23 protein-coding genes and 2 tRNA genes are annotated in these 24,697 nt (G+C 64.7%); 16 read left to right on the top strand and 9 right to left on the bottom strand.

Annotation, left to right across the window (positions count from 1 at the left end; all coding sequences use genetic code 11):
* Positions 1-40: 40 nt before the first annotated feature.
* The 13 genes from BM197_RS00315 to BM197_RS00255 all read left to right on the top strand — a co-directional run bounded on the left by BM197_RS00315 (position 41) and on the right by BM197_RS00255 (position 11,481).
* Positions 41-1,594, top strand: coding sequence for an alpha/beta hydrolase (locus BM197_RS00315; RefSeq protein WP_245762323.1), 1,554 nt, complete (start codon positions 41-43; stop codon positions 1,592-1,594).
* Between the two features lie 68 nt (positions 1,595-1,662).
* Positions 1,663-1,738 (top strand) — tRNA-Thr (locus BM197_RS00310).
* Between the two features lie 435 nt (positions 1,739-2,173).
* Positions 2,174-3,085, top strand: coding sequence for a PfkB family carbohydrate kinase (locus BM197_RS00305; protein WP_090707839.1), 912 nt, complete (start codon positions 2,174-2,176; stop codon positions 3,083-3,085).
* Between the two features lie 11 nt (positions 3,086-3,096).
* A complete protein-coding gene (locus BM197_RS00300; protein WP_177216661.1) occupies positions 3,097-4,080 on the top strand; it encodes a LacI family DNA-binding transcriptional regulator in 984 nt (327 codons plus the stop codon).
* Between the two features lie 51 nt (positions 4,081-4,131).
* Positions 4,132-5,631 carry a sugar ABC transporter ATP-binding protein gene (locus BM197_RS00295; protein ID WP_090707836.1) on the top strand — a complete coding sequence of 500 codons (1,500 nt, stop codon included), beginning with the start codon at positions 4,132-4,134 and terminating at the stop codon, positions 5,629-5,631.
* Entirely contained in the window at positions 5,628-6,662 is a 1,035-nt protein-coding gene (locus BM197_RS00290; protein WP_090707834.1) for an ABC transporter permease, read from the top strand. Before BM197_RS00295 ends, BM197_RS00290 begins: the two co-directional genes overlap by 4 nt.
* Positions 6,655-7,740, top strand: coding sequence for an ABC transporter permease (locus BM197_RS00285; RefSeq protein ID WP_090707832.1), 1,086 nt, complete (start codon positions 6,655-6,657; stop codon positions 7,738-7,740). The genes BM197_RS00290 and BM197_RS00285 overlap by 8 nt, the downstream gene beginning before the upstream one ends.
* Complete coding sequence (locus tag BM197_RS00280) at positions 7,740-8,786, top strand: rhamnose ABC transporter substrate-binding protein (protein ID WP_090707831.1); 1,047 nt, start codon at positions 7,740-7,742, stop codon at positions 8,784-8,786. Before BM197_RS00285 ends, BM197_RS00280 begins: the two co-directional genes overlap by 1 nt.
* Before the next feature lie 93 nt (positions 8,787-8,879).
* Positions 8,880-9,881 carry a nucleoside hydrolase gene (locus tag BM197_RS00275; protein WP_090707829.1) on the top strand — a complete coding sequence of 334 codons (1,002 nt, stop codon included), beginning with the start codon at positions 8,880-8,882 and terminating at the stop codon, positions 9,879-9,881.
* Between the two features lie 200 nt (positions 9,882-10,081).
* Positions 10,082-10,157: transfer RNA gene (locus BM197_RS00270), tRNA-Thr, on the top strand.
* 90 nt (positions 10,158-10,247) lie between these two features.
* Entirely contained in the window at positions 10,248-10,712 is a 465-nt protein-coding gene (locus tag BM197_RS00265) for a phage tail protein (protein ID WP_090707828.1), read from the top strand.
* A gap of 4 nt (positions 10,713-10,716) precedes the next feature.
* Complete coding sequence (locus tag BM197_RS00260; RefSeq protein WP_090707826.1) at positions 10,717-11,082, top strand: VOC family protein; 366 nt, start codon at positions 10,717-10,719, stop codon at positions 11,080-11,082.
* Between the two features lie 66 nt (positions 11,083-11,148).
* Positions 11,149-11,481, top strand: coding sequence for a hypothetical protein (locus BM197_RS00255; RefSeq protein ID WP_090707824.1), 333 nt, complete (start codon positions 11,149-11,151; stop codon positions 11,479-11,481).
* Between the two features lie 9 nt (positions 11,482-11,490).
* Here the strand turns inward: BM197_RS00255 and BM197_RS00250 are convergent, their stop codons facing one another.
* On the bottom strand, positions 11,491-12,006 hold the full coding sequence (locus BM197_RS00250) for a GNAT family N-acetyltransferase (RefSeq protein WP_218151782.1): 516 nt from the start codon (positions 12,004-12,006) through the stop codon (positions 11,491-11,493).
* A gap of 39 nt (positions 12,007-12,045) precedes the next feature.
* Between BM197_RS00250 and BM197_RS00245 the strand changes: the two genes are divergently transcribed.
* The 3 genes from BM197_RS00245 to BM197_RS00235 all read left to right on the top strand — a co-directional run bounded on the left by BM197_RS00245 (position 12,046) and on the right by BM197_RS00235 (position 15,255).
* The gene (locus tag BM197_RS00245) at positions 12,046-13,032 is read left to right on the top strand and encodes a Gfo/Idh/MocA family protein (protein WP_090707822.1); all 987 of its coding nucleotides are present in this window, start codon (positions 12,046-12,048) and stop codon (positions 13,030-13,032) included.
* 40 nt (positions 13,033-13,072) lie between these two features.
* A complete protein-coding gene (gene dacB, locus BM197_RS00240) occupies positions 13,073-14,578 on the top strand; it encodes a D-alanyl-D-alanine carboxypeptidase/D-alanyl-D-alanine endopeptidase (protein ID WP_245762322.1) in 1,506 nt (501 codons plus the stop codon).
* Between the two features lie 74 nt (positions 14,579-14,652).
* On the top strand, positions 14,653-15,255 hold the full coding sequence (locus BM197_RS00235; protein ID WP_090707821.1) for an isochorismatase family protein: 603 nt from the start codon (positions 14,653-14,655) through the stop codon (positions 15,253-15,255).
* Between the two features lie 18 nt (positions 15,256-15,273).
* Here the strand turns inward: BM197_RS00235 and hpaD are convergent, their stop codons facing one another.
* The 8 genes from hpaD to BM197_RS00195 form a co-directional block, all read right to left on the bottom strand.
* Positions 15,274-16,398: a 3,4-dihydroxyphenylacetate 2,3-dioxygenase gene (hpaD, locus tag BM197_RS00230; RefSeq protein ID WP_090707819.1), complete on the bottom strand. Its 1,125-nt coding sequence runs from the start codon at positions 16,396-16,398 to the stop codon at positions 15,274-15,276.
* A 44-nt stretch (positions 16,399-16,442) separates the two neighbouring features.
* Complete coding sequence (gene hpaE / locus BM197_RS00225) at positions 16,443-17,975, bottom strand: 5-carboxymethyl-2-hydroxymuconate semialdehyde dehydrogenase (RefSeq protein ID WP_090707817.1); 1,533 nt, start codon at positions 17,973-17,975, stop codon at positions 16,443-16,445.
* A gap of 20 nt (positions 17,976-17,995) precedes the next feature.
* Positions 17,996-18,685, bottom strand: coding sequence for a GntR family transcriptional regulator (locus tag BM197_RS00220; RefSeq protein WP_090707815.1), 690 nt, complete (start codon positions 18,683-18,685; stop codon positions 17,996-17,998).
* Positions 18,682-20,148: a fumarylacetoacetate hydrolase family protein gene (locus BM197_RS00215; RefSeq protein ID WP_090707813.1), complete on the bottom strand. Its 1,467-nt coding sequence runs from the start codon at positions 20,146-20,148 to the stop codon at positions 18,682-18,684. Before BM197_RS00215 ends, BM197_RS00220 begins: the two co-directional genes overlap by 4 nt.
* A 98-nt stretch (positions 20,149-20,246) precedes the next feature.
* On the bottom strand, positions 20,247-21,062 hold the full coding sequence (locus tag BM197_RS00210; RefSeq protein WP_090707811.1) for an aldolase/citrate lyase family protein: 816 nt from the start codon (positions 21,060-21,062) through the stop codon (positions 20,247-20,249).
* Positions 21,047-21,832: a 2-oxo-hept-4-ene-1,7-dioate hydratase gene (gene hpaH / locus BM197_RS00205; RefSeq protein ID WP_090707809.1), complete on the bottom strand. Its 786-nt coding sequence runs from the start codon at positions 21,830-21,832 to the stop codon at positions 21,047-21,049. The genes BM197_RS00210 and hpaH overlap by 16 nt, the downstream gene beginning before the upstream one ends.
* A gap of 163 nt (positions 21,833-21,995) precedes the next feature.
* Positions 21,996-23,315, bottom strand: coding sequence for a class I SAM-dependent methyltransferase (locus BM197_RS00200; protein WP_090707808.1), 1,320 nt, complete (start codon positions 23,313-23,315; stop codon positions 21,996-21,998).
* On the bottom strand, positions 23,312-24,691 hold the full coding sequence (locus BM197_RS00195) for an FAD-binding oxidoreductase (RefSeq protein WP_090707806.1): 1,380 nt from the start codon (positions 24,689-24,691) through the stop codon (positions 23,312-23,314). Before BM197_RS00195 ends, BM197_RS00200 begins: the two co-directional genes overlap by 4 nt.
* Positions 24,692-24,697 lie beyond the last annotated feature (6 nt).

Below are 24,697 nucleotides of genomic sequence, written 5' to 3'. Positions count from 1 at the left end.
GGCCGTGCGCGGCAGCCGACCCCGCAGGAGAGACTTTTCCGTGACACGTCCGACCGCAACCACTTGCCGCGTCCGGATGGCGCTCCTCGCGCTGCCGGTCTGCCTCGCGCTCAGCCTGAGTGGATGCGTCACCGCGTTCTTCCCTGCGCCGGAAACGACATCCACCCCGACCGGTGAAGACGTCGCTGACAGTCTCCGCCCTTTCTACGAGCAACAGCTGATCTGGGAACCCTGCAATGACGGTATGCAATGCTCGACCGCCACAGCGCCGATGGATTGGGAGAACCCCGACGCCGGCGACATCGAACTCGCCCTCGTGCGAAAGCCAGCGAGTGGGAACCCGATCGGCTCCCTCCTGATCAACCCGGGCGGGCCGGGCGCGTCCGGGTTCGATTACATCGCCCAGAGCGTCGACGCCGCCGCGGACGCACGCCTGCAGGCCAACTTCGACATCGTCGGCTTCGACCCTCGCGGCGTCAACCGGTCGACCCCCGTCTCCTGCCTCGAGCCGGCCGAGATGGACGAATACCTCTACGGCATCGCAGACAACGAGCGGGGCAGTGAAGCCTGGATCGCCGAAGTCACAGCCAGCGCCGAGGGGTTCGCAGCGGCCTGCGCCGAAAACACCGGTGAGTTCCTCGAGTTCGTCGACACCGTCAGTGCGGCGCGCGACCTCGATATGCTTCGCGCCTCGCTCGGCGACGAGAAGCTCAACTACCTGGGCTACTCATACGGCACCTTCCTTGGTGCCAGCTATGCGGAGCTCCACCCCAAAACGACAGGACGCCTCGTGCTCGACGGCGCGATCGACCCGGCGTCGAGCATCTACGAGGTGAACGAAGCCCAGGCGAAGGGCTTCGAGAGCGCCCTTGCGGCCTACCTCGATGCCTGCCTCGGCTCTCGCGACTGCCCGTTCACCGGGTCTGCGGAGGAGGCGCTGTCCACGATCGGCGACCTGATGGCATCTGTCGACGAAACGCCGATCAAGAACTCCGACGGGCGGAAGCTGGGGGCCAGCGCCCTGCTCACCGCCATCATCTACCCGTTGTACTTCCCCGCCGGAGAAGCGTGGCCGCAGCTCAGCGAGATGCTGGCATCCGTCATGAACGGCAACGCCGAGTACGCATTCGCGTTCGCGGATGCGTACAACGGCCGTTTGGAAGACGGCACCTACGACAACAACACGACCGAGGCATTTATCGCGTACAACTGCCGTGACTACACGCACAACGCGGATCCGGCCCGCATGGCTGAGGAAGCCGCGAAACTGGCCAAGGCCGCACCGGTGATCGGCCCGTACTTCGGCTACGGCGACATTGGCTGTGCGGCCTGGTCGTACCCCGACGGCGCCGAGCGCGACGAGATCCACGCAGCGGGTGCTGCTCCGATCCTTGTGATCGGAACGACCAACGACCCGGCCACCCCGTACGTCTGGGCTGAGGCGCTTGCCGACCAGCTCGAAAGCGGGGTGCTCGTGACCTATCAGGGCGAGGGACACACCGGGTACAACAAGGGCAGCCGCTGCGTTGACGCTGTCGTCGACGACTTCTTCATCGACGGGACCGTGCCCGGTTCTGACCCGCAGTGTTCGTAACTGCTCCAAACACCCGGTAAGATCGTTATCTGTGCGTCGCGCAACCCTCGGGTCGCCGCGAATCACGCGCCGCCTTAGCTCAGTCGGCAGAGCGTTTCACTCGTAATGAAAAGGTCGTGGGTTCGATTCCCACAGGCGGCTCCACATTCATAACTGATCAGGAATTCGGCCGTCCCGGAAGGGACGGAGATTTGATTCAGTGGCCATTTATTAGCCACAAATGGCGCTCCGCGGCATGTTTCGTTTGATCTGCGCCCGGAAACTCGCCGACTCGATCGGCCCGGGCCGAGAACGAAGCCTCGCCCGCCGCGAGAACGGGTGCTCGAGCATCGCGACTCTGTCTCCTCCGTCGCGCCATGCCACCTCGACTCGTTACCGCACGCCTCAGCCGAGCCGAAAAGGCGGAGAACTCTGAGTTCCGGCCAAGGGTGGACGATTCCGGCATGCGGCTGGCCAAGAGCATTTCCAGGTGTGGGAGTCGGGGAGTGAGGCAATCCTCGATTTGCGCTATCCGGGCGCGCTCTATACATTGTTGTCTACGCGCGTAGCTGTTGCGTAGATCCAGGGCAAGGAAGTGCAATGAAGCATCCGAATGACGGTGTAGCGGTCGATGTATTGACGATCGGTTCCATCCACCTTGACCACCAGTTCTCGGTCGATGCGCTCCCGGGTCCCGGCGAGACGGTTCTTGCTCTTTCTGCACAGCGAGGGCTGGGTGGCAAAGGGGCCAATCAGGCTGCCGCCGCATCCCGTGCTGGGGCACGGTCAGCGTTCTTTGGGTTCGTCGGGGATGACCCTCAGTCAGCGGACATCTTGCAGAGGCTGCACGGGCTCGGCGTCGATGTCTCAGCGGTGGTGACGGTCCAGGGCGCTGAGTCGGGCTCGGCGATCGTGGTCCGCGACGCGAAAGGTGAGAACCAGATCGTCGTCAACTCCGGTGCGGGCGCGGAAGGGCGAGTGACCGATGCCAGCCTCGCAGACCAAATCTCCAAAGCACGGGTGTTGGTGGTGCAGGGCGAGCTCCCATCTGTTCTTTCTGTGCGGGCTGCACGGCTGGCACATGAATTGAACGTCCGCCTCGTGATTAACCTCGCTCCTGTGGCCTCATTCGACGGTGTACTTCAATGGGCCGACCCGCTTGTCGTGAATGAGGTGGAGGCCGCTCAGCTCGTAGGGGGCGACGCACGTCATACGGACGAGACACTCGTCCTTCGACTCGGCGATCTCGCCAAAACGGTCGTTGTCACCCTCGGCGCACGCGGCGCGATCTACCTGGAGAATGGTTCCGTTCGGCGCGTGCCGGCCCGCGTCGCGCGCCAGGTCGTTGACACGACCGGTGCTGGCGACGCTTTCGTGGGTTCGCTGGCTGCCGCCCTGGCTCGGGGTGCAGCGCTCGGCCAAGCGGTGGGCGTGGCGGTGGTGGCGGCATCTCTCTCCGTGGAGAACCTCGGTGCAGCCGAGACCTACCCCATGTTCGAAGCGGGGTCGTGATGGTGAAAAGGGTGAGTCGGGACGACGTGGCCCGTCTGGCGGGCACTTCAGCGGCGGTCGTGAGCTATGTGATCAACGGGGGGCCGCGCAACGTGAGCCCAGAACGCAGGCAGCGGGTGCTCGCGGCCATTAAGGAGCTCGGGTACGAGCCAAGCCCCATCGCGCGGTCGCTTGCGGGCAGCGGAACTGGAACAACGGGCATGATTGTGCCGAATCTCGACAGCAGCTTCTTCTCTGAACTCGCAACAGCTGTTGAGGAAGCCGCCCTGCAGACCGGCAGGCTAGTGTTCATCGGCAACTCTGCCGAGGATCGTCGCCGTGAGGCTGCGTATGTGTCGAGCTTTGTCCGCCACAGAGTGGACGGCGTGGTTGTCATCGGGGTGAGTAAGCAGTTGTCGCTGCAACCCGCACTTGATGAGGGTATTCCGGTCGTGGTCGTGGACCGACCCAACCCGCATGCGCTTATCCGATCGGTCAGTATCGACCATGCGGAAGCCGCCGAGACGGCCACAGCCCATCTGATCGGGCACGGCTATGACGGCATCGCGTGCCTGACTGGCATGGAAAGCACCTTTGTCAGCGACGATCGCCTTGAGGGATTCCGCCGCGCCATGGGGCGCGCCGGCCTCGAACCGGTGGCGACGCTGCGTTCACCGTACTCATACGCAGGGGGGGCAACAGCATGGGAGCGGCTCAAGGAACTCCCCAACCTCCCGCGGGCGGTTTTCTGTGCGAGCGATGACCAGGCGCGCGGCCTGATTGCCGCCGCCCTCGCCGACGGCATCTCTGTGCCTGAGCGTCTTGCGACTGTCAGCATCGACGGCACCAAGCAAGCGTCGGTTCTGAAGCCCTCGCTGACAACGGTTCGGCAGCCGAGCGACGTCATCGCCCAAGCGACTCTGCGTCGGCTATTCGAGGACGCCCAAGCCGAACTCCACTGGGGGGTCCCCACGGAGCTTATTATCGGCCGCTCATGTGGATGTACGCCCGACTAACACCAGGAGAACTACAACGTGTTCAATGAAGAATCAACCAGCTCGCCAGGCATGGCGATTGCCCTTGAGATGACCGGAGTGACGAAGTCCTTCGGTGCCGTGGTCGCGCTGCGTGACGGCGAGCTGAGGCTGCGCTATCACTCCGTGCATGCACTGATGGGCGAGAACGGCGCGGGCAAGTCAACCTTGGTTAAGATCATCGCTGGCTTGTACTTGCCCGACGCGGGAACGCTCTCACTCGCCGGTAACCCTGTGTCATTCAAGACAACTGCAGACGCAAAGGCGGCGGGTGTCGCAGTTGTGTACCAGGAGCCGACGATGCTGCCGCATCTTTCGGTGACCGAGAACATTTTCATGGGCCGCCTGCCAACAAGCCGGTCCGGAAACGTGGACCGCAAGCGTATGCGTCGAGAGGCGCGGGCACTCTTCGACCGACTGGGTGTGCATATCGATCCGGACCGGATTGCGGACGGTCTTTCGATTGCGGACCAGCAGATCATTGAGATCGCCAAGGCAATATCAATGGACGCCCGTGTTCTCATCATGGATGAGCCCACCGCCGCACTCAGCCCCGAGGAGGTACGTCGGCTGTTCGCGATCACTCGATCGCTCAGAGATGAGGGGCGAGCTATTCTGTTCATCTCGCACCGATTTGAAGAGGTCTGGGACCTGTGCGACACCGTCACCGTTATGCGTGACGGCGCCTACGTTTCGACCTCCCCGCTGGCCGAGACCACCGAGCGCGACGTCGTGAGGCAGATGGTGGGTCGGGATGTTGACTCGCTCTATCCGCGAGGGGAGCGCACCCACGGCAACACCCTATTGAAGGTGCATGAACTCACGTCGCTCGGTGTCTTTCACGACATCGACTTCGAGGTGCGCGCCGGCGAGATCGTCGGCCTTGCCGGACTCGTGGGCGCGGGAAGGAGCGAGGTCGCGCGTGCAATCTTCGGAGTCGACCGCTACGACTCTGGGACGGTCGAACTCGACGGCACTCCGGTGCGAAGGCACGACCCCCTCCACGCGATGGGCTTGGGGCTCGGTTTCGTCCCGGAGGACAGACGCCATCAGGGCCTGATCCTCGAGTTCGGTCTGAGCAGGAACGCGGCTCTTGCAGTTCGCCGTATGCTGGCTCGCCTTGGCATCATCACGGATTCGCGCGAGAACTCGCTCGCGCGAACCTGGTTGTCCAGGCTTCAGGTTAAGGCGCGTGCGCTCGACACCCCAGCCGGCACTTTGTCGGGCGGCAACCAGCAAAAGATCGTGCTCGCTAAATGGTTGGCTGCATCACCTCGCGTCTTAATAGTTGACGAGCCGACACGTGGCATCGACGTCGGCACAAAGGCAGAGGTGCACCAGATCTTGGCTGATCTGACACATGCGGGCATGGGCATCCTTATGATCTCCTCCGATTTGCCCGAGGTGCTGGGTATGGCCGATCGCGTGCTCGTCATGCGCGAAGGACGAATCACGGCAGAGCTGTCGCACGAGGACGCAGACGCAGAGAGCGTCATGTATGCGGCCACTCACAGTGAAGCGGTAAAAGCATGAGCGCGATTCAGACCCGTCCGTCTCAGCTGACCGCAGGACAGCGCTTCGCCGCGGTACTTGCCTCCCGCGAGTCGGCGGTTGTGATCGTATTGGCGTTGCTGATCCTCGTCGCCACGCTGCAGAACCCGAGCTTCCTGTTTGGACCCGACGGAGTGCGCGATCTGTTGCTGACACCGTCCATTCTTGTGCCCTTGGCGGTGGCGCAGGCGGTCGTCTTGATCACTCGGAATATCGACCTGTCCGTCGCGTCAATCCTCGGTCTCGGCGCTTGGCTGTCGGCCAGCACGCTCGCGAACAATCCCGGACTGCCGCTCTGGCTCGTCGCCGTCGGTGCGGTGGTACTCGGTGCCGTTCTCGGCTCCGTGAACGGCGTCCTGATCGCCGTGCTCGGCGCTCCGGCGCTCGTGGTCACGCTAGGCACCCTCTACATCTACCGAGGGTTGAACGTGCTGTGGGCCGATGGCAAGGTGGTCAGCGCGGTGAACATGCCGAAAGAGTTCCTCGAGTTCGGAGTCGGCTCCTTACTCGGCATCCCTAACCTGATGATCATCGCCCTAGTAATCGTTGTGGCTGTGACCTGGTACATGCGCAGCCGACCCAGCGCTCGGGAGCTTTACGCCATCGGCTCGGCGCCGTTCGCGGCGACCCTGCTCGGGCTGCCCAGCAAGCGGCGGGTGTTTATGGCACTGGTCGCAAGCGGCGCGATCGCCGGGCTCGCTGGATTCATGTACGCCGCGCGCTATGGGGCCGTGGACTCCCAGGCCGGCAGCGGACTCGAATTGAGCGCTGTGGCTGCAGCTGTGCTCGGGGGCGTTGCGATATTCGGGGGATCCGGCACCGTGTGGGGTGCCGCGATCGGCGCCGTGCTGCTCGTAACCATCAACCGCGCGCTACCCATTCTTGGGGTGCCAGATTTCTGGCAGCGAGCCGTGGTAGGTCTCCTCATCCTCGGGGCGATCGTGCTCGATCGGCTTCTCGCGCTCAGACACGCCAGGAAGCTGTCCGAAATCAGGGAGAAAGAAAATGACTGAAGTCGCCTTCACCGCGTCGGCAACGTCCGGGACGCGGACCTACCTCACCCATGCGTTACCGTTGTGGCGGCGCACCCTGTTGACCCATGAGGCCATGATTATCCTCTCGGTGGTGGTCGTTTCGATCATTGCGGCGGCGTCCATTCCTCGTTTCGCCACGCCTCTAACTCTCAGCTATCTGCTGCTCGACGTAACGCCGATCCTGCTTTGCGCGCTTCCCGTCACCCTCATCCTGGTGTCGGGCGAGATTGACCTCTCGGTAGCGAGCGCGGTCGGGTTCAGCAACGTGGTCATCGGGTGGCTGTTTGCCGAAGGGGTTCCAATCCAAGGGGCTATCCTCGCTGGTGTCCTCTCTGGACTTCTCGTCGGCTTAGTGAACGGCTTCCTGGTAGCGGTGCTGCAGTTGCCGTCTCTCGCCGTCACGATTGGTACTCTGGCGTTGTTTCGCGGTATCTCGATCGGCATTCTCGGAACTGACTCGATCACGAACTTCCCGGTCGAACTGAAGTCACTCGCGAACGCGAATGTCCCCGGCACAGGCTTCCCGCTGGTCATGTTCGCGGTGCTGGTAGCTATCGTTCTATTCGCAGTCATGCTGCACTTCACGCCATTCGGCCGATCCGTGTATGCAACCGGTCAGGGAATCGACACCGCAAGATTCTCCGGAGTGCGTACGGTCCGTGTGAAGTTCACACTGTTCCTCCTTAGCGGGCTGCTGGCGGGGCTCGTCGGCGCCTACTACACATTCCGCTACGGCAGTGCGAGGGGCGATAACGCCGCTGGTCTCGAGCTCGCTGTCATCGCTGGCGTCGTTCTTGGTGGCGTGTCCATCTTCGGAGGTCGGGGACGGATCGTCGGGGTAGTGGCGGGTGTACTGCTGATCGGGCTGGTCCAGAGCGTATTGCGTTTCATGAACTACTCGTCGGACGTCATAAATATCGCGGTGGGCGGACTCCTCGTTGTATCCGTCGCCGTGCCGCTTGCCTTCACTGCCATCACTCAAACGGTCGCGCATGCGCGACGAAAAACCTCTACGCCTATGCGGGCGGAAGAGTCACAACACCGAAAGGGAAAATAATGACCGCACACTCAAAGAAGAGCAATACGTGGAGGGCTGCCGCAATCGCGGCAGGTGCGATGAGCGCCGTCCTATTGCTGTCAGGTTGCACCGGAGCGGCGGCTGGCTCCTCATCTTCCGACCAGGGCACCACGGCATTGAGCGTCGGCTACGTGCCGAAGATGCTCGCTAACCCGTACTTCGATCAGGCTGGAGTGGGCGCCGAGGAAGCCGTCAAGGAGCTCAACGGTGACTATGTCGCGGTCGGCCCGCAGGTTGGGGCGGCTGACGCGCAGGTACCGTTCATCAACACCCTCGCCCAGCAGGGCAGAAACGGCATTATCCTGTCTGCGAGCGACCCCAGCGCGCTGGGTCAAGCGTTGACCACCGCGCGGGAAGCGGGCACAAAGGTCGTCACCTTCGATTCCGACGTCGAGCCTGAGTACCGGGACCTTTTCGTCTCCCCGGTGCCGGACATGAGCTTGTCGAAGGCCATGGTTGACGTCATGATCGAGCAGATCGGTGAGGAAGGTAAGATCGCGATTCTTGGTGCGTCGCCGAACGCGAAGAACCAGAACGCCTGGATCAGTGGCATCGAAAAGGACATAGCCGACTCTCACCCGGGCATCGAGATCGTAGAAAAGTTCTACGGCAACGACGACGATCAGGAATCATTCGATAAGACGGCCGCTGCCTTGCAGAAGACGCCGGGACTGAGCGGCATCATTTCAACGTCAACGGTCGGCACCGCCTCGGCAGCCAGGTACATTTCCAGTTCCTCGTTCGCAGGCAATGTCGCGCTGACCGGCATCGGCATGCCGAACGCGACGAAGGCCTACCTCGAGGACGGCACCATCAAGAAGTTCGTGCTGTTCGACCCGGCAGACATGGGGCGAGTGGGGGCTTACGCAATTCGCGCGCTGCTCGACGGGGACATCACGGGGAAAGCTGGCGACACGTTCACGGCCGGGGACCTCGGCGAGTACACGGTCGAAGAGGGCGGCATCGTCCAGGCGGGGGAGCCCATCGTCTTCGACCTTGAAAACATCGACCAGTACAACTTCTGACGCCCGTAATGGGCATCCCCGCACGTTCAAACTAACCCGTGCGCCGGGCGCCAAGAACGGCGTCCGGCGCGCACCAAGAAAGGGAGGAAAACCATGGAAAAGACACGAATCATCCTGGACACCGACATCGGCACCTACTACGACGACGCGGTCGCCGTAATGTTCGCCGCCCAAAGCCCGGAGCTTCAGGTCGAGGGAGTCACCGTTTGCTACGGAGACACCCATCTGCGCGCGCAGATCGCGGTAAAGGTACTCGAGATTGCCGGCCGCAGCGACATTCCGGTGTTCAAGGGCATTGGCGTGCCTATGCGTGATGAGTCGCTGATGTTCGGATTCGAGGGCGAAGGAATCCTCGAGCCCGGCGAGGAGCCGACGTATTCCGATCAGCATGCCGTCGACTTCATGATCGAAACGATCATGAACAACCCGGGTGAGATCACGGTGGTCACGCTGGGCACGGTGTCCAACATCGCCCACGCGATCATCAAGGAACCCGCCGTAGTCGACAACATCAAAGAGCTGATCATGATGGCCGGCGTTGTCGTTCCGATTGTGGACGACAAGGGCGTCAGGCGCTCACCTGTCGAGGAATACAACTTCAACAACGACAAGATCGCCGCCGAACTGGTCCTGCGTTCAAAGATGCCAATGACGCTGATTCCAATCGACGTGACGCTCGGTGCGCCGCTTCTGGACGAGGACCTTGCGCGCATTCAGGCGTCAGACAGCCCGATCGCGAAGCTCACTGCGCGGATTTTCGAGCTGTGGCCGCCGCAGGAGAAGCTGATCTACACAGCAGTGGGTATCCCGACCGAGCACACCGCGCTCTGGCTGCATGACCCGCTCACTGTGATGCACGCGTTCGACCGTAGCCTGATGACGACCTACCCGTTGCACATCGCCGCTGAATACAACCAGACGCCGATTGAGCGTGAAATGTACCTTCACAACGCGAACGGTCGTCAGGAGATGCTTCGCACAAACCCGAAGAAGTTGACGGCGAACATGGATGTCGCACTCGAAGTGGACGGCGTCGCGGTGAGCCGGCTGTTCGCTGACCGGCTGTCAGCCCCGATCGGAATGGGCCTGGCCTAGACCGTTCGGTAGAACATCTCGGAGCGGGGCGCGACCAGTTGGGGGCGCCCCGCTCCTGCGTTGACATAGGACTGTTTGTTTTGCCGTACGACGGGCGTGTTTCCCCGTAGGGGTCTCACCCCGATCGAGCTTGAGACAATCAAACCGGCCGTTCACGCGGCCTGATCAGTCCCGATGAATCGAGTCTTTGTCTCGGTCGCGCCGCCTTAGCTCAGTCGGCAGAGCGTTTCACTCGTAATGAAAAGGTCGTGGGTTCGATTCCCACAGGCGGCTCCATTTCACCCCCTCCGCGTTGAGGGGGTTTTGTGGGTGTGGCTGAGAGCGTCGCGTTATCGTAGATCCTACGTCGACTGGCCAGGAGTGCCCATGCCGTACATCGTGAACTACGAGGACGTTTCACCCGACGGGCTGGAATCCTCGCCGGTCGCCGGGGCGCTCGCCGGGCTGCGAGCAAACGAGGCACGGTACTACCGGAACAAGTACGACCACGTCTTCAGTGTCGAACCGGCAGAGGATGTTCCTGAGCTGGTCGACCGGGTGAGCCGCATCCTCAAGGAAGAGCGCGACATCGTGATCAGCTCCCGCCCGCTCGAAGCGACGGACTTCGTGGTCGACGGTCTGCGGATGACCTACGTGTTCTACGAATCAGGGTTGTCGATCAACGTCATGTACAGCATCGAGGACGGCGGCAAGCGAGCGGTCGGATTCAAACTCGCCGAAGGCATGGAGATCCCGGAGGAACTGGCATCACGGTTCAAATTCGCGCGGCAGAAGTCTAAGCTCGCCGGTGTCATCCGCGGCTCCTTCTTCGTGCTCAAAGGGGAGTACTGACCAGATGGACATGAGACTGGAACTGGTTCCGCTTCTGTCGACCGACGTCGATCGGAGCAAGGCATTCTATGTAGATCAAGTGGGTTTCCACGTCGATCACGACATCGAGCACGGCAACGGGATGCGGGTGGTGCAGTTGACCCCTCCCGGGTCAGCGTGCTCCATCGTGATCGGAGTCGGCATTGGGGAGCCGGATGCGGCACCCGTACGCAACCTGCACCTCGTCGTCGACAATGTCGAGGCGGCTCGGGACAAGCTGATCGGCAACGGGGTCGCAGTGTCAGGCATCAATGACATGGGAGGCGTTCTGTACGCATACTTCAGCGACCCCGATGGCAACTCCTGGGCGCTGCAGCAGATCGGCAGGTAAACCCGTCGGCCAACGCGTCGCCTCCAATCGCCGACCGGTGTCGGCGGCTGGACATACTCTCGGGTCATGCCCGGCCTGTCCCACGTCACCACGCCCGTCGAATGGGTCGTCACGCATTCGGCAGCGACGGGACCGATCGCGGTGGTGCGCCGGTTGCGGCTCGGCCCGGATCGCGAACTCTATTTCCGTGCGGTCACCTGGCATGAAGACCCCGCGCGTCGTGAACTCGTCGGGTACTGGGGGTCGGTGGAAGAAGCCGTCCAGAACGTATATGGACTGTACGAAAGGTCGCTCCCACCCCAGTTCCTGATGACCGGGGGAGGGGAAGCCCGCCAGCCCGCTGCCCTCACCAAACCGAAAGCGCCGCCGACCCGGCAGATGGCGTCGGCGGGGCGGTGAGCGGTGCGCTCAACCGACCGGCAGCTCGTAGATCAACTCGAGTCCGTCGATCTCATCCATCTGCTCGCCGACGTGGCGGAACGGGAACGCCGCGAGCGTCGCCAGGGACGCGGCATTGTCCGGGCTGATCGTCGCCCGCAGGATCCGCACACCTGGGTGATCCTCCGCGTAGCGAACCAGCGCCCGCAGAACCGCCGTGGCATAACCCTGCCGCCGGAACTCCGGCAGCACGGTGTAGCTGAGCTCGACCATGCCGTCCGCATCCGGCCCAGAATGAAACCCTGATCGCCCGACCACTCGCCGGTCGTCCGCACGGGCGACGATCCACGCCACCCACGGCTCATCCGACGGCGTCGACTGCAGCTGTTCGTGCCGCAACTGCCACAGCCATGACGCCGACCGGTATTCCTCGGGCAGGTCGAATCCGGTGATCCGGGACGCCGCGGTCAGGTCGCCGGCCGCGAGCGCCCGCAATCCTGCAGCTCCGATCGGCACGAGAACGAGGTCGTCGCTGGATACTGTCACGTGTGGCCTCCGAGCCGTTGTCGCCAGTAGTCTAAGCCGATGACTACTGCAGGCCTCCGCTGGGGCATTCTCGGGCCGGGCGGCATCGCGCAGGCCTTCGCCAACGACCTCGTCCTCAACGGGCTGACCGTGCAGTCGGTCGGCTCCCGCCGAGCGGATGCCGCGGCGGCGTTCGCAGAGAAATACGGCATCCCGAACGTGCACGGCAGCTATGAGGACCTCGTCGCCGACTCCGAGGTCGACGTGATCTACGTTGCCACCCCGCACCCGTTCCACGCCGCGCAGGCGCTGATGGCGCTCGAGGCCGGCAAACACGTTCTCGTCGAGAAGCCCTTCGCCCTCAACGCCCCGGAGGCCGAAGCGGTCACCGCGCGCGCCCGGGAACTCGGTCTCGTGGTGCTCGAAGCGATGTGGACCCGCTTTCTGCCGCACATGGTGCGGATCCGCGAGATCCTCGCCGAAGGAACCCTCGGCGAGCTGCGTTCCGTCATCGCCGACCACACCCAGTCCCTGCCCTCAGACCCGGCCCACCGGATCAACGCGCTCGAGCTTGGCGGAGGCGCCCTGCTCGACCTCGGGATCTACCCGATCTCCTTCGCCAGTTCCGTTTTCGGGACCCCGGCGCAGGTCACGGCCTCCGCCACCTTCCGCGACACCGGGGCGGACGCATCCGTCGCCACGATCTTCATCTATTCCGGCGATCAGATCGCGACGACGCTTTCAGCGAGCAACGCGCACGGGCCGAACGTGGCCAGCGTGATCGGCTCGGAGGGTCGCATCGACATCGACTCCGTCTGGTACTCGGCGAGTTCGTTCACCGTCTACAACAACGCCAATGACGTTATCGAGTCGTACACCTCCAACGTCGTCGGCCGCGGGATGCAGTTCCAGGCCTTCGAACTCGAACGGCTCGTCGCCGCAGGCGAGCTCGAATCCGACGTGCTTCCACACGCGGAGACGGTGTCAATCATGCACACGCTCGACGACATCCGCCGCCAGATCGGCCTCGTCTACCCGGGCGAGTGATCCTGGGGCGATTCCCGCGGACTCCCGGTAGCATCGTCGAGTGTCCACCTCCCTGCCCGGCGGCGCGAACGACCGAACGACTCCGATGACGGATGCCGCATCGAGCGCGCCTGCGACCCCGCCGGCACACCGGCGCGGTGGCATCGGGTCGGTGCTGGGGCGGCACCGAACCGCGTGGCTCGTCACCGCTTCGGTTGCCGCGTTCACACTGTTGGGCGGAAGCGCCGTCGCTCTCGGGGCGGCGACTACGCCAGCTGGCGCTCCGGCGGCCGTCACACCGGTCTACAGCCCGACGCCCACCCCCACTCCGACGCCGCCGCCCCGCCCGGTGTCAACGATCGAGCAGGCCGCTTCGCCGCTCCGCACCTGCTCGGTGGGCTCCCTGCTCTCCGACGGCCGGTTCGGCACGCTGCAGGCGCAGGTGCTGCGAGCCGACGGGCAGGTGATGTTTGAGCGCGACGCCGACACGGCATCCCAAACCGCCAGCTCCCTCAAGGTGCTGACCGCGGCGGCGGCCCTGAACGTGCTCGGCCCGGACTTCCGCGCGTCAACCCGGGTTGTGGCCGGAGCGGAGGCCGGCACAATCGTCCTCGTCGGCGGGGGAGACCTCACCCTGACCCGGCTGCCCTCCGGGCAGGAACCGGTCTACACTGGGGCGGCGCACCTCGATGATCTCGCCGCGAAAACGAAGACCGCGTGGCAGGCGCAGTTCCCCGGCACGCCGATCACCCGCATCGTGCTCGACTCCAGCTATTTCGGGGGAAAAACCTGGGGCGACACCTGGCCGCCGACGGAGCGAGGGACCGGGTGGCTGTCCCACATCACGGCGCTGCAGGTTGACGCCGACCGTGCCGACCCCCGGGTGTTCCTGTCCCCGCGCGGCGACGACCCGATCGGCCGGGCCGGAGCCGCCTTCGCCCAGTACTTCAACGATGTTCCCTTCGAACAGGGCACCGCGCCGGCCGGAGCCGCCGAACTGGCATCCGTCTCCTCGCAGCCGCTGGAGACGCTGATTCCGCAGTTCCTGATTCCGTCGGACAACTCGCTCGCCGAGATGGTCGCCCGCCACGTTGCGATCAAACTCGGTGTCGGCAACACGATCGACGCCCTGGCGGCCGCTATTCCGCGGTCACTCGACGTGTACGGGATCGACACCTCCGGGCTGCGGGTCGCCGACGGATCGGGGATGAGCCGCAACAATGCCGTGGCGCCGTCGTACTTCACCGCACTGTTTGTGAAGATTCACGCGCGGGAGGGTGCCCTCGGCATTGTCCGCGACGGGCTGCCGGTTGCCGGGGAATCCGGAACCCTCAACTACTCGAACCGGTTCTTCGGCGACAACGCCGTGGCGCGAGGGCACGTGCGCGCGAAGTCCGGGTCGATTTCGTCGGCCTACACGTTGACGGGGATCATCGACGCGGCCGACGGGTCGACCCTGATCTTCGCTATTTTCGCCACCGGTCGGGTGGGTGCCGAGGCCCGCACGGCGATCGACACCCTCGCGACCGCGTTCTACCGGTGCGGCGGTAACCTCTCCAACAGGTAGCGGCTCACGGAGGGCAGACACCACACAAACGACGACGGTACCCTGAGAATGACTGCTCGGACCGGGAGGCCATAATGACCAGAGCGCTGTTCATCATCGACGTGCAGAACGATTTCACCGAGGGCGGTGCACTCGGGGTCGACGGCGGAGCTGCGGTGGCGGCACACCTGACCAGCTACCTTGAGCGGGCAGCAGACGGCTACAGCCTGGTGATCGCCTCCCGCGACTGGCACAACGCCGACGGTGACAACGGAGGCCACTTCGCCCCCGTCGGTGAGGAACCGAACTTTCTCGACACCTGGCCTCCGCACTGCGTCGCCGGCACACCGGGCGCTGAATACCACCCGGCTCTGGACCAGTCGCGGATCACCATCCACGTCAAAAAGGGGCAGGGAGAACCGGCGTACTCGATCTTCGACGGGCACGTCGACGGCGGCGCCTCCGACGGCGCCACCATCACCGAAGTGCTCGAGGAGCATGGCGTCACTGAGGTGGACATCGCGGGGATCGCCACTGACTACTGCGTGCGGGCATCCGCTCTGGACGCCGTGGAACACGGCAGGCACGTGCGGGTCTTCACCGATCTGATCGCCGGGGTGGCCCGCGAGACCAGCGACGCGGCGATCGCCGAGATGGGGCACGCAGGCGCCATCCTCGCGTCGAGCGACGGCGAGTAACCGGATCAAGCCGGCGAATTACAGCGTGTCGCCGAGCTTGAAACCCTTCTCGACGTCGCCTTCGCGGGTGTAGGAGAAGCCGTCGGCGCCGACGGTGACCGCCATTTCGCTCGGTTCCTCGCGCACGACGATCGGCTGGACGTTGCCGTCGAGGTCGAGCACGGGAGAAGCCTCGGTGTACCAGCTCGGGACGACGGGGTTGCCCCACCAGTCACGACGCTGGTTGTCGTGGACATCCCAGGTGACGACGGGGTTGTCCGGGTCGCCGGTGTAGTAGTCCTGGGTGTAGATCTCCACCCGGTGACCGTCCGGGTCGAGCAGGTAGAGGTAGAACGCGTTCGACACGCCGTGGCGGCCGGGGCCGCGCTCGATGAGGTCGGACTTGCGCAGTGCGCCGAGCTTGTCGCAGATGTAGAGGATGTTGTGCTTCTCGTGTGTGGCGAACGCGACGTGGTGCATCCGCGGGCCGTTCCCGCCGGTCATGGCGGTGTCGTGCACGGTGGACTTGCGGCGCATCCATGCCGCGTAGGTCACGCCGTCTTCGTCCTGGATGTCTTCGGTGACCCGGAAGCCCAGGTCCTCCATGTAGCCGCGGGCTCTCGGCACGTCAGGGGTGACCTGGTTGAAGTGGTCGAGCCGCACGAGCGCTCCAGGGCCGTACAGGTCGTACCGCCAGGCGAGCCGCTCGACATGCTCGACGTCGTGGAAGAACTCGTACGGGAATCCGAGCGGGTCCTCGACCCGGACCGAGTCGCCGATGCCTTTCGTGAATCCCTCGGCGCGACGTTCAACGCGGCAGCCCAGTTCGGTGTAGAACTCGACGGCGCGGTCAAGGTCCTCCGGGCTGCGCACCCGGTAGGAGAACGCGGCCACCGCGGCAACCGGTCCCTTCCGCAGCACGAGGTTGTGGTGGATGAACTCCTCGAACGAACGCAGGTAGATCTCGTTCTCGTTCTCCTCCGTGACGACGAGGCCGAGGATGTCGACGTAGAACTCCCGGGACGCAGCGAGGTCGGTCACGACGATGTCCATGTACGCGCAACGGAGGATGTCCGGCGGCGTCGCGGTCGGCGTCGGAACGGGGTTCGAGTTCGGGTTCCGCTTGGCGTGCGGTTCCGGGATGGGGCTTGGATTGTGGTCCATGTCAGCTTCCTTGCGTGAGAGAGATCAAAAAAGGCGGGGAGCGGCTACGGGTTCGCGGTGACGACCGGAGCGGCATCGTCCGGCGCGGTCGCCCCGAACCGGGCGGTGTGCACATCGCCGATGGTGATGTGCACGGCCTGCTGGTCGGTGTAGAAGTCGATCGAGCGGTAGCCCCCCTCATGCCCGAGACCGGATGCCTTTACGCCGCCGAACGGTGTGCGGAGGTCGCGGACGTTGTGCGAGTTCAGCCACACCATCCCCGACTCGACCGCCTGGGCGAAGGTATGCGCACGGGTGAGGTCCTGGGTCCAGATGTACGCGGCCAGCCCGTAGCGGACGCCGTTGGCCAGCTCGAGAGCTTCCTCATCGGTGTCGAACGGGGTGATGGCGACGACCGGGCCGAAGATCTCCTCCTGGAAGATCCGCGCATCAGCGGCGACATCTGCGAAGACGGTGGGGGAGACGTAGTTGCCGTCTGGCAGGTGGTCGGGGCGGCCACCGCCGGCGAGGAGCCGGCCTTCGGACTTGCCGATCTCGACGTAGCTCATCACCTTGTCATAGTGCTCGGGGTGCACGAGAGCGCCCACCTCGGTCCTTTCGTCGTGCGGGTCGCCGACGATGATGTTCTTCGCCCGCGCGGCGTAGCGCTCGAGGAACTCGGCGTAGATCGGCCGTTCCACGAGGATCCGGCTTCCGGCGGTGCAGCGCTCGCCGTTCAGTGAGAACACCCCGAAGAGAGTCGAGTCGATGGCGGCGTCGAGGTCGGCGTCCGCGAAGACGATGGCTGGTGACTTGCCGCCGAGCTCCATCGACATTCCCTTGAGGTTCACCGCGCAGTTAGCGAAGATCGTCTGGCCGGTGCTGCTCTCTCCGGTGAAGGAGATCAGCGGGACGTCAGGGTGCTTGACGAGCGCGTCCCCGGCTTGTTCACCGAGCCCGTGAACGAGGTTGAAGACACCCTTCGGAAGCCCTGCTTCCTCGAAGATCGACGCCCACAGGCTCGCCGACAGCGGGGTGAACTCGGCCGGTTTCAGCACGACGGTGCAGCCAGACGCGAGGGCGGGCGCGAGCTTCCAGCTCTCGAGCATGAACGGCGTGTTCCACGGCGTGATCAACCCGGCCACGCCCTTGGGCTTGCGGTTGACGTAGTTCACCTGGCGACCGGGCACCTTGTAGGTGTCATCGGACTGGGCGACGATGAGGTCGGCGAAGAAGCGGAAGTTCTCGGCCGCGCGCTGTGCCTGGCCGAGCGCCTGCGTGATCGGGAGTCCGGTGTCAAAGGTCTCGAGTTCGGCGAGGCGGGAGTCCTGCGCCTCAACCGCGTCGGCGATCCCGTGCAGGACGCGAGCCCGCGCACGCGGAAGCATCCGTGGCCATGGTCCGAAGTCGAACGCGCGTTTCGCAGAGGCGACCGCGCGGTCGATGTCCTCCTGCTGGCCGGCCGCCGCGGTTGCGTAGTTCTGGTTTGACACCGGGTCGAGCACGTCGAAGGTCGAGCCTGAGATGCTGTCGACGAATTCGCCGTCGATGTAGTGCTGGATTCTGTTCGGCAGGTTCTCGGGAATGTAGTGGGCCATGATGCGCTGCTCCGTTGCTGTTATCGCTGGGCGGGGGAACGTTTGCGGTCGGCCTGGTACGCCGCGAACGCATCGAGCGTGCGGGTGCGGTGGGCCCGCGCCGCCATCTCGATCTCGAGGCTGTCTGCGCCGTCTTCGATGAGCTTCAGAATGTGTTCGTGCTCGTCGACGGATGCGCGCGCACGGCCGGGGACGAAACTGAAGGTCGAGTCGCGGAGCACATTCATCTGGTTCCAGCCGCGGTGAACGAGATCCAGGAGCTGGTCGTTCGGGCAGCGTTCGAACAGCACGGAGTGGAACTCCCGGTTGAGTTCTGTGAACCGGCGCGGTTCGAAATGTTCAAGCGATTCGATCATCTGGGCGTTCACGAGCCGGGCGGCGGCGATGTCGGCCGCGGTGATGAACGGCGCGGACAGCATGGTGGCTGCGCCCTCCACGATCCCGAGGGCCTGCATTGTCGCACTGTATGCACTGTCGTCGAGCATGGCGACCTGGGCGCCGACGTTGCGTTCGAAGGTGACCAGTCCCTCCGCTTCGAGTCGTCGGATGGCTTCGCGCACCGGCACGACGCTGACCCCGAGTTCCTTGGCGATCGACCCGAGGACGAGGCGAAAGCCCGGGACGAAGGCGCCGGAGTTGATCCGTTCGCGGATCCAGGAGTAAGCCTGCTGTGACTTGCTCAGCGTGCCGTTCGTGTCTGTCGCGGTCATGACTGTTCCGCCAGCCAGGCCTGGTAGCGCTCGGTCCACGCGGCGTTCATCGGGTAGAGACCGTCGACACCTTCTCCGTTGGCGACCTGCTCGGCGATGAACGTCTCCTCGCGCTCCTGCTCGATGGCGTCGGCGACGACCTCCTCGACCAATGACGGCGGGATCACGATCAGCCCGTCGGCATCCCCGACGACGACATCTCCTGGCTGAACGGATGTTCCACCGCACGCGACGGTCACGTCGACGTCCCACGGGATGTGGCGCCGGCCGAGCACCGCAGGGTGCCCACCGGAGTGGTAGGTGGGTATGTCGAGTGCGGCGACGGCGGCGAGGTCGCGGACGCCACCGTCGGTGACGATCCCCGCGGCGCCGCGCACCTGGGCACGAAGCGCGAGGATGTCGCCGACGGTGCCCGTGCCTCGTTCGCCGCGCGCCTCCATCACGAGGACGTCACCGGGGCCGAGGGCGTCGAATGCCCGCTTCTGGGCGTTGTACCCGCCTCCGTGCGAGGCGAAGAGGTCTTCCCGGTTCGGGATGTAGCGGAGGGTGCGTGCTCGTCCGACGAGCCGCGCATCCGGCCGGGTCGAGCTGAGCCCGTCGATGGATACATTGTTGAGGCCACGTTTGCGGAGCTGTGAGCTCAAGGTCGCCGTTCCGACGGAGCTGATCTTGCTTTTGAGTTCGGCGGTGAGCTCGAACGGGTGTTCCGAGCCGAGTCCGGCGGCTTCGGCGCTGCCCCACGCTTCTTCGCGCTGTTTGTCGTCGACGCTCGGTTTCGTGCCGAAGTCCGCGAATGGTTCGGTTCCCTCGGTGATGGTGGTGATCAGGCGCCCGGTCGACGGAGAACCGGGTGCGCCAGGGGCGTCGACTTCGACCTCGACGGTGTCGCCTGGCACTGTCACGGATGACCCGGCCGGAGTTCCGGTCAGGATGACGTCGCCTGGCTCCAGCGTCATCAGTTGGGAGAGGTCGGCGATGATCTGGCCGAAGGGAAAGAGCAGGCCGGCTGTCGTGTCGTCCTGGACGAGTTCACCGTTGAGCCAGGTGCGGACGCGGAGCGCGTCTGGGTCGAGCCCGTTGGCCGGGAGGACGATAGGGCCGATCGGGGTGAATCCGTCGCCGCCCTTCGAACGCACGTTGGAACCGTTGTCGGCGGTTCGCAGGTCGTAGACGCCGAAGTCATTCGCTGCAGTGACGCCGCCGACCGCCGCCCATCCCTGCTCAGGGGTGACCCGGCGGGCGCGCGTGCCAATGATCAGCGCGACTTCTCCTTCGAAGGCGAGGAGTTCCGTGCCCGCGGGGCGCTCGAGCTCATCGCCGGAGGATGAGAGCGACGACGCCGGCTTGAAGAAATACGATGGGTGCGACGGCACCCGGCCGCGCTGCTCAGCTCGCGAACGGTAGCTCAGGTGCACGGCGACGATCTTGCCGGGCTGTGCGATGGGTGAGCCCTGAAAAGTCATAGACTTCCTTGTCTGTCGGATCGACGATACGCGGTATCTCAAATAATATACAATCTCTCTGCTAACGCAACCGCTTCGCCCGGTCGGAATACCGTTCGCTAGTAGCTCGCCCGGGGCTCCGAGGTCTCGGCCTGATCCTGGGTCGGGATGAACGAGCCAGCGAGCGCCTCCGAGCCGCGGGCGAGGAGCGCGACATCGGCGCCGACAAGCACGAAGGTGGCGCCGGCCGCGCGGTAGCGTTCCGCGACCTTCGTGCCGAACGCGTTCACCCCGACCGGTTTGCCGAGTGCCGAGGTCGTCCGGATGGCACGTTCAACGGCCTCGACCACCTCCGGGTGTTCCTGCTGGCCGAGGTACCCCATCGACGCGGCAAGGTCGGATGGGCCGACGAAGGCGCCGTCCACCCCGTCGACGGATGCGATAGCGGCGGCGTTCGCGACGGCATCCGCCGTTTCGATCTGGACGAACAGCGAAACGTACTCGTCGGCGCGGCCGAGGTAATTTTCGACCCGGTTCCAACGGGCGGCGCGTGCCAGGGCGCTTCCGACACCGCGTACGCCCAGCGGCGGATAGCGAACGGCCGAGGCGACCGCCAGGGCGTCGGCTTCGGTATTGACCATGGGGACGAGAAGGTTCTGAACGCCGAGGTCGAGGTACTGCTTGATCACCACGGTGTCACCGGAGGGAACCCGGACGAGCGGCGTGATCGGGTAGGCGGCGACCGCCTGCAGCTGGGCGATGATCGATTCGAGGGAGTTCGGGCTGTGTTCGCCGTCGATGAGCAGCCAGTCCAGACCGGAGCCGGCGCAGATCTCGGCGACCAGCGGGCTTCCCGAGCACACCCACATTCCGATCTGCGCGCGGTCGGCGTCGGCGAGAACGTCGCGGAACGTTGGATTCAGGAAAAGCGGCATGTGATGCTCCCCAGCTGGCCGTAGTCTGCGTGAACGGTGTCGCCCTTTTCGACCCACATCGGGCGGGTGAACGAACCAGCGAGGATGATCTCCCCGGCTTCGAGTGTGGTGCCGTGTTGGGCCAATTTGTTGGCGAGCCAGAACACGCCGGCCGCCGGGTGATTGAGCACCGCTGCGGCGACGCCTGACTCCTCGATGGTTTCGTTGCGGTACAGTAGCGCAGATACCCAGCGCAGGTCGACGTCGCCGGTCTTCACCGGGTTGCCGCCCATCACCATTGCCCCCATCGCGGCGTTGTCGGAGATGGTGTCGACGATGGTCCTGCCCTCCATGTCGATGCGCGAGTCGAGGATCTCGAGTGCGGGGACCACGTAGTCCGTCGCAGCCAGGACGTCGAAGATGGTGCAACCAGGGCCGGACAGCGGCTTGCCGAGGACGAAGGCGAGCTCGACCTCGATCCGGACGTTCGAGAACGTGTCGAACGGGATGACGGCGCCGTTCTCGTAGACCATGTCGTCAAAGATGATGCCGTAGTCGGGCTCGGTGATCCCGGTGGCCTGTTGCATCACCCGCGAGGTCAGGCCGATCTTCCGGCCGACCAGGCGCCGGCCTGATTCGAGCCCGCGGTTCTTCCAGACGTTCTGCACGGCGTACGAATCCTCGACCGTCATTTCGGGGTAGCGGGCCGTGATCCGGGGAATCACTGACTTGGATTGCTCCGCCTCGTACAGTTCGTCAGCGATGTTCCGGATGGTGGACTCGTCTAACACGCGGCGCGCCTTTCGTTCCTGACAGCTTGAGGAAATCATCCGTCCGTGGTGTGCCGGTGACGGCGCCTTCATCAACGGTGATCGTATACGACACCCTATCGCCCGCGCGGTCGAGTCGGGCGGGGGTCTTCACCGGGCGCGGGCGGCTCTACCTGGCGCGCAGCTAGGGCGTCCACCACGGGCGTAAGGGCAGGTCCCCGGTGCTGCCCTTCCAGTCCGGTCGAACGGCCAGCACCTGGTGCAGCTGGATGCCGTTCGATTCGAAGGCGAGTCGCGACCCCGCCATGTAGAGGCCCCAGACCTTCGCTGTCGGGAGCCCCACCTCGGCCACCGCTTCGTCCCAGTGCGCGACGAGGTTGGCGCACCAGTCGCGCAGCGTTATCGCGTAATGAGGTCGCAGGTTCTCTTCGTGAAGGACTTCGAGGCCGACGTCCTGCGCCGCCCGGATGATGCGGCCTGAGCCGGTGAGCTCACCGTCGGGGAAGACGTACCGGTCGATGAAGCCGCGAGCGGACGGTTCTGAGCGGTTGTCCGGGCGGGTGATGCAGTGATTGAGCAAGAGCCCGCCTGGACGCAACCGGGACTGCAGGAAGCGGAAGTACGACGGATAGTTGCGCACGCCGATGTGCTCGAGCAGCCCGATCGACGAGACCGCGTCGAAGCCTGCCTCGGGAATGTCACGGTAGTCGCCGTAACGCACCTCGGCGAGGTCGTCGAGGCCCTCCGCGGCGATGGCCCGTTGCGCCCATGACGCCTGCTCGGTCGAGAGCGTCACCCCTGTGGCGCGGATTCCCCGGCGTGCTGCGTAGCGCACCATGCCGCCCCATCCGCATCCGACGTCGAGCAGCCGGTCGCCCGGCTTCAGCCGGAGCTTCTCGAACACCAGCCGGTACTTGTTCTCCTGGGCCTCGTCAAGCGATGCGTCGAGGCGCGGATAGCACGCGCAGGTGTACGTCATCGATGGCCCGAGCACCCACTCGTAGAACGTGTTCGAGACGTCGTAGTGGTGATGGATCGCTTCGGCGTCCCTGCTCTTGCTGTGCCGCATCCCCTCGGCGACACGCCGCCAGCGGGGCGGTGCTTCCTGTGGAGGTGGCGCGATCGGCCGCAGGTGTTCAAGGCCGATGGAACGGATCACCTGGACCATCACCGGTGGCGGCGGCATCGTGAATACCAGGTCGTCGGCGAGTGCCTTGAGGAGCTCATACGGGTCGCCGGGGTGCACCCCGTGCACATCGAGGTCACCGGCGATGTAGGCGCGGGCAAGGCCCAGGTCGCCTCGCCCTGTAGCGAGGTAGGTCAGCCCCCGCGGTGTCTTCAATTCCAACCCGAATGCGGCATCCGGTGGCCCGGCGGAGCTGCCGTCATAGGCGCGAAATTCCATTGGAAGCCGACCGCCCGCGAAGATCTCGAGGATCTCTGCAAGCGTGAGCTTCTCCGACGGCGCCGTCGTTCGCCGCGTTCGTTCCCTGGACGTCGTCATCGTCGTTGCACCGCCTTGGCGTAGAGGTCAAGGAGACGGGAGTCGGGATCGTATCGACCCTTCGCCGCACGATAGGTCTCGCCCCCGTAGAGCTGGTCGAAGTCCTCGCGCGAATAGAACGAGTCGGAGTAGAGCGATTTGTGCCCGCTGAGTTCGGCGACTTTCCGTTCGATCTGCCGGTTGGTCTGCCCGTCGGTCGATCCGACCGGCACCGTCGACCAGAAGCCGACGTTCACATAGGTCCGGCGCGGTTGGAGCGGATAGAGCGGCCAGGCTTCGTTGTCCCGCAGCCGGAGCGGGCACAGCCAGATCGGCTGGATCGGGACGGTGGCGAGGAACCAGTGGAGGAACTGAGCCGTCCGCTCGATCGGCACCTCGATGTCCTGCACGACTCGCTCGCGCGGCGGACGGCCGTGGAGCTTCTCGATCCGGTCGCCGATGTGCAGCCGTTGTTCGTGTTTCATCAGCGTCCAGTAGAAGCTGCTGCGCCGGTAACGCCTGGGCCACAGCCGGCGGATCCGCGGATTCTGCACGCCGAAGGCTTCGGAGCACCAGAACCAGTCGGTGTCCCACCGCCACAGGTAATCAGCAATGGTGAGCCGGTCCTCCGAGACGCCCTCGTCATGGTGCAGGGAACGGTAAAAGATCTGCTGCCCGGTGTAATCGCTGACCGGCCCGGGAGTGGAGGTCTGGGTACCCACGCACAGGTAGCTCTCGTCGGCGCTGAACACCACGCCGTCGAGATAGTGGATGCGCACTCCGTCCAGCGTGCCCGTTTCGATGATCCGGGCCATCGTCCCGACGAGGTCGGATAGTGAGTGGAATCGCACGTGACGGAGTGCCACGAACGGCGCAACAGCCTCCAACTCGATACGGAGCCGCACCGCGTAACCGAGAGTCCCGTAGGAGTTCGGGAACGCACGGTACAGGTCCGTGTGTTCGCCGGGTGATGCGGTGACCACCTCGCCGGTGCCGGTGAGGATGTCCATGTCCAGCACTGATTCGTGCGGCAGGCCGTTGCGAAATGACGACGATTCGATGCCGAGGCCGGTCACCGCGCCGCCGAGCGTGATGGTTTTCAGCTGGGGGACCACCAGCGGTGCCAGCCCGTGGGGGAGGGTTGCGGCGACGAGGTCTTCGTAGGTGCACATGCCGGCGACGTCGGCCGTCCGCTCCTCCGGGTCGACCGCGATCACGTTCGTCAGTCCGGACGTGTCCAGGCCCTTCGCGCCGGTCTTTCTGCGGGAACGGAACAGATTGGAGGTGGGTTTGGCCAGCCGGACGGCCTCAGTCGGAGGGAGGTCCCGATAGCTCGAAAGAAGGCGCCGCACGCCTTCGGCGTGATCGGCTCGGGTATTGGCCGCCGTTACAGACACGTTCGC

Origin of the sequence: Mycetocola miduiensis (assembly GCF_900115155.1) — a bacterium.
Taxonomy (GTDB): Bacteria; Actinomycetota; Actinomycetes; order Actinomycetales; family Microbacteriaceae; genus Mycetocola_A; species Mycetocola_A miduiensis.
Note: the sequence above shows the minus strand (reverse complement) of the source record. Positions and strands in the feature narration are given on the sequence as shown.

What these genes read in the sequence shown, in the direction of transcription:
- hpaE (WP_090707817.1), bottom strand. Translation starts at nt 17,975, where the DNA reads ATGGCCCACTACATTCCCGAGAACCTGCCGAACAGAATCCAGCACTAC.
- BM197_RS00210 (WP_090707811.1), bottom strand. Translation starts at nt 21,062, where the DNA reads ATGCCGCTTTTCCTGAATCCAACGTTCCGCGACGTTCTCGCCGACGCC.
- BM197_RS00255 (WP_090707824.1), top strand. Translation starts at nt 11,149, where the DNA reads ATGCCCGGCCTGTCCCACGTCACCACGCCCGTCGAATGGGTCGTCACG.
- BM197_RS00215 (WP_090707813.1), bottom strand. Translation starts at nt 20,148, where the DNA reads ATGACTTTTCAGGGCTCACCCATCGCACAGCCCGGCAAGATCGTCGCC.
- BM197_RS00245 (WP_090707822.1), top strand. Translation starts at nt 12,046, where the DNA reads ATGACTACTGCAGGCCTCCGCTGGGGCATTCTCGGGCCGGGCGGCATC.
- BM197_RS00275 (WP_090707829.1), top strand. Translation starts at nt 8,880, where the DNA reads ATGGAAAAGACACGAATCATCCTGGACACCGACATCGGCACCTACTAC.
- BM197_RS00280 (WP_090707831.1), top strand. Translation starts at nt 7,740, where the DNA reads ATGACCGCACACTCAAAGAAGAGCAATACGTGGAGGGCTGCCGCAATC.
- BM197_RS00220 (WP_090707815.1), bottom strand. Translation starts at nt 18,685, where the DNA reads ATGACCGCGACAGACACGAACGGCACGCTGAGCAAGTCACAGCAGGCT.
- BM197_RS00290 (WP_090707834.1), top strand. Translation starts at nt 5,628, where the DNA reads ATGAGCGCGATTCAGACCCGTCCGTCTCAGCTGACCGCAGGACAGCGC.
- hpaD (WP_090707819.1), bottom strand. Translation starts at nt 16,398, where the DNA reads ATGGACCACAATCCAAGCCCCATCCCGGAACCGCACGCCAAGCGGAAC.
- BM197_RS00285 (WP_090707832.1), top strand. Translation starts at nt 6,655, where the DNA reads ATGACTGAAGTCGCCTTCACCGCGTCGGCAACGTCCGGGACGCGGACC.
- BM197_RS00200 (WP_090707808.1), bottom strand. Translation starts at nt 23,315, where the DNA reads ATGACGACGTCCAGGGAACGAACGCGGCGAACGACGGCGCCGTCGGAG.
- BM197_RS00260 (WP_090707826.1), top strand. Translation starts at nt 10,717, where the DNA reads ATGGACATGAGACTGGAACTGGTTCCGCTTCTGTCGACCGACGTCGAT.
- BM197_RS00295 (WP_090707836.1), top strand. Translation starts at nt 4,132, where the DNA reads ATGGCGATTGCCCTTGAGATGACCGGAGTGACGAAGTCCTTCGGTGCC.
- BM197_RS00265 (WP_090707828.1), top strand. Translation starts at nt 10,248, where the DNA reads ATGCCGTACATCGTGAACTACGAGGACGTTTCACCCGACGGGCTGGAA.
- BM197_RS00235 (WP_090707821.1), top strand. Translation starts at nt 14,653, where the DNA reads ATGACCAGAGCGCTGTTCATCATCGACGTGCAGAACGATTTCACCGAG.
- BM197_RS00305 (WP_090707839.1), top strand. Translation starts at nt 2,174, where the DNA reads ATGAAGCATCCGAATGACGGTGTAGCGGTCGATGTATTGACGATCGGT.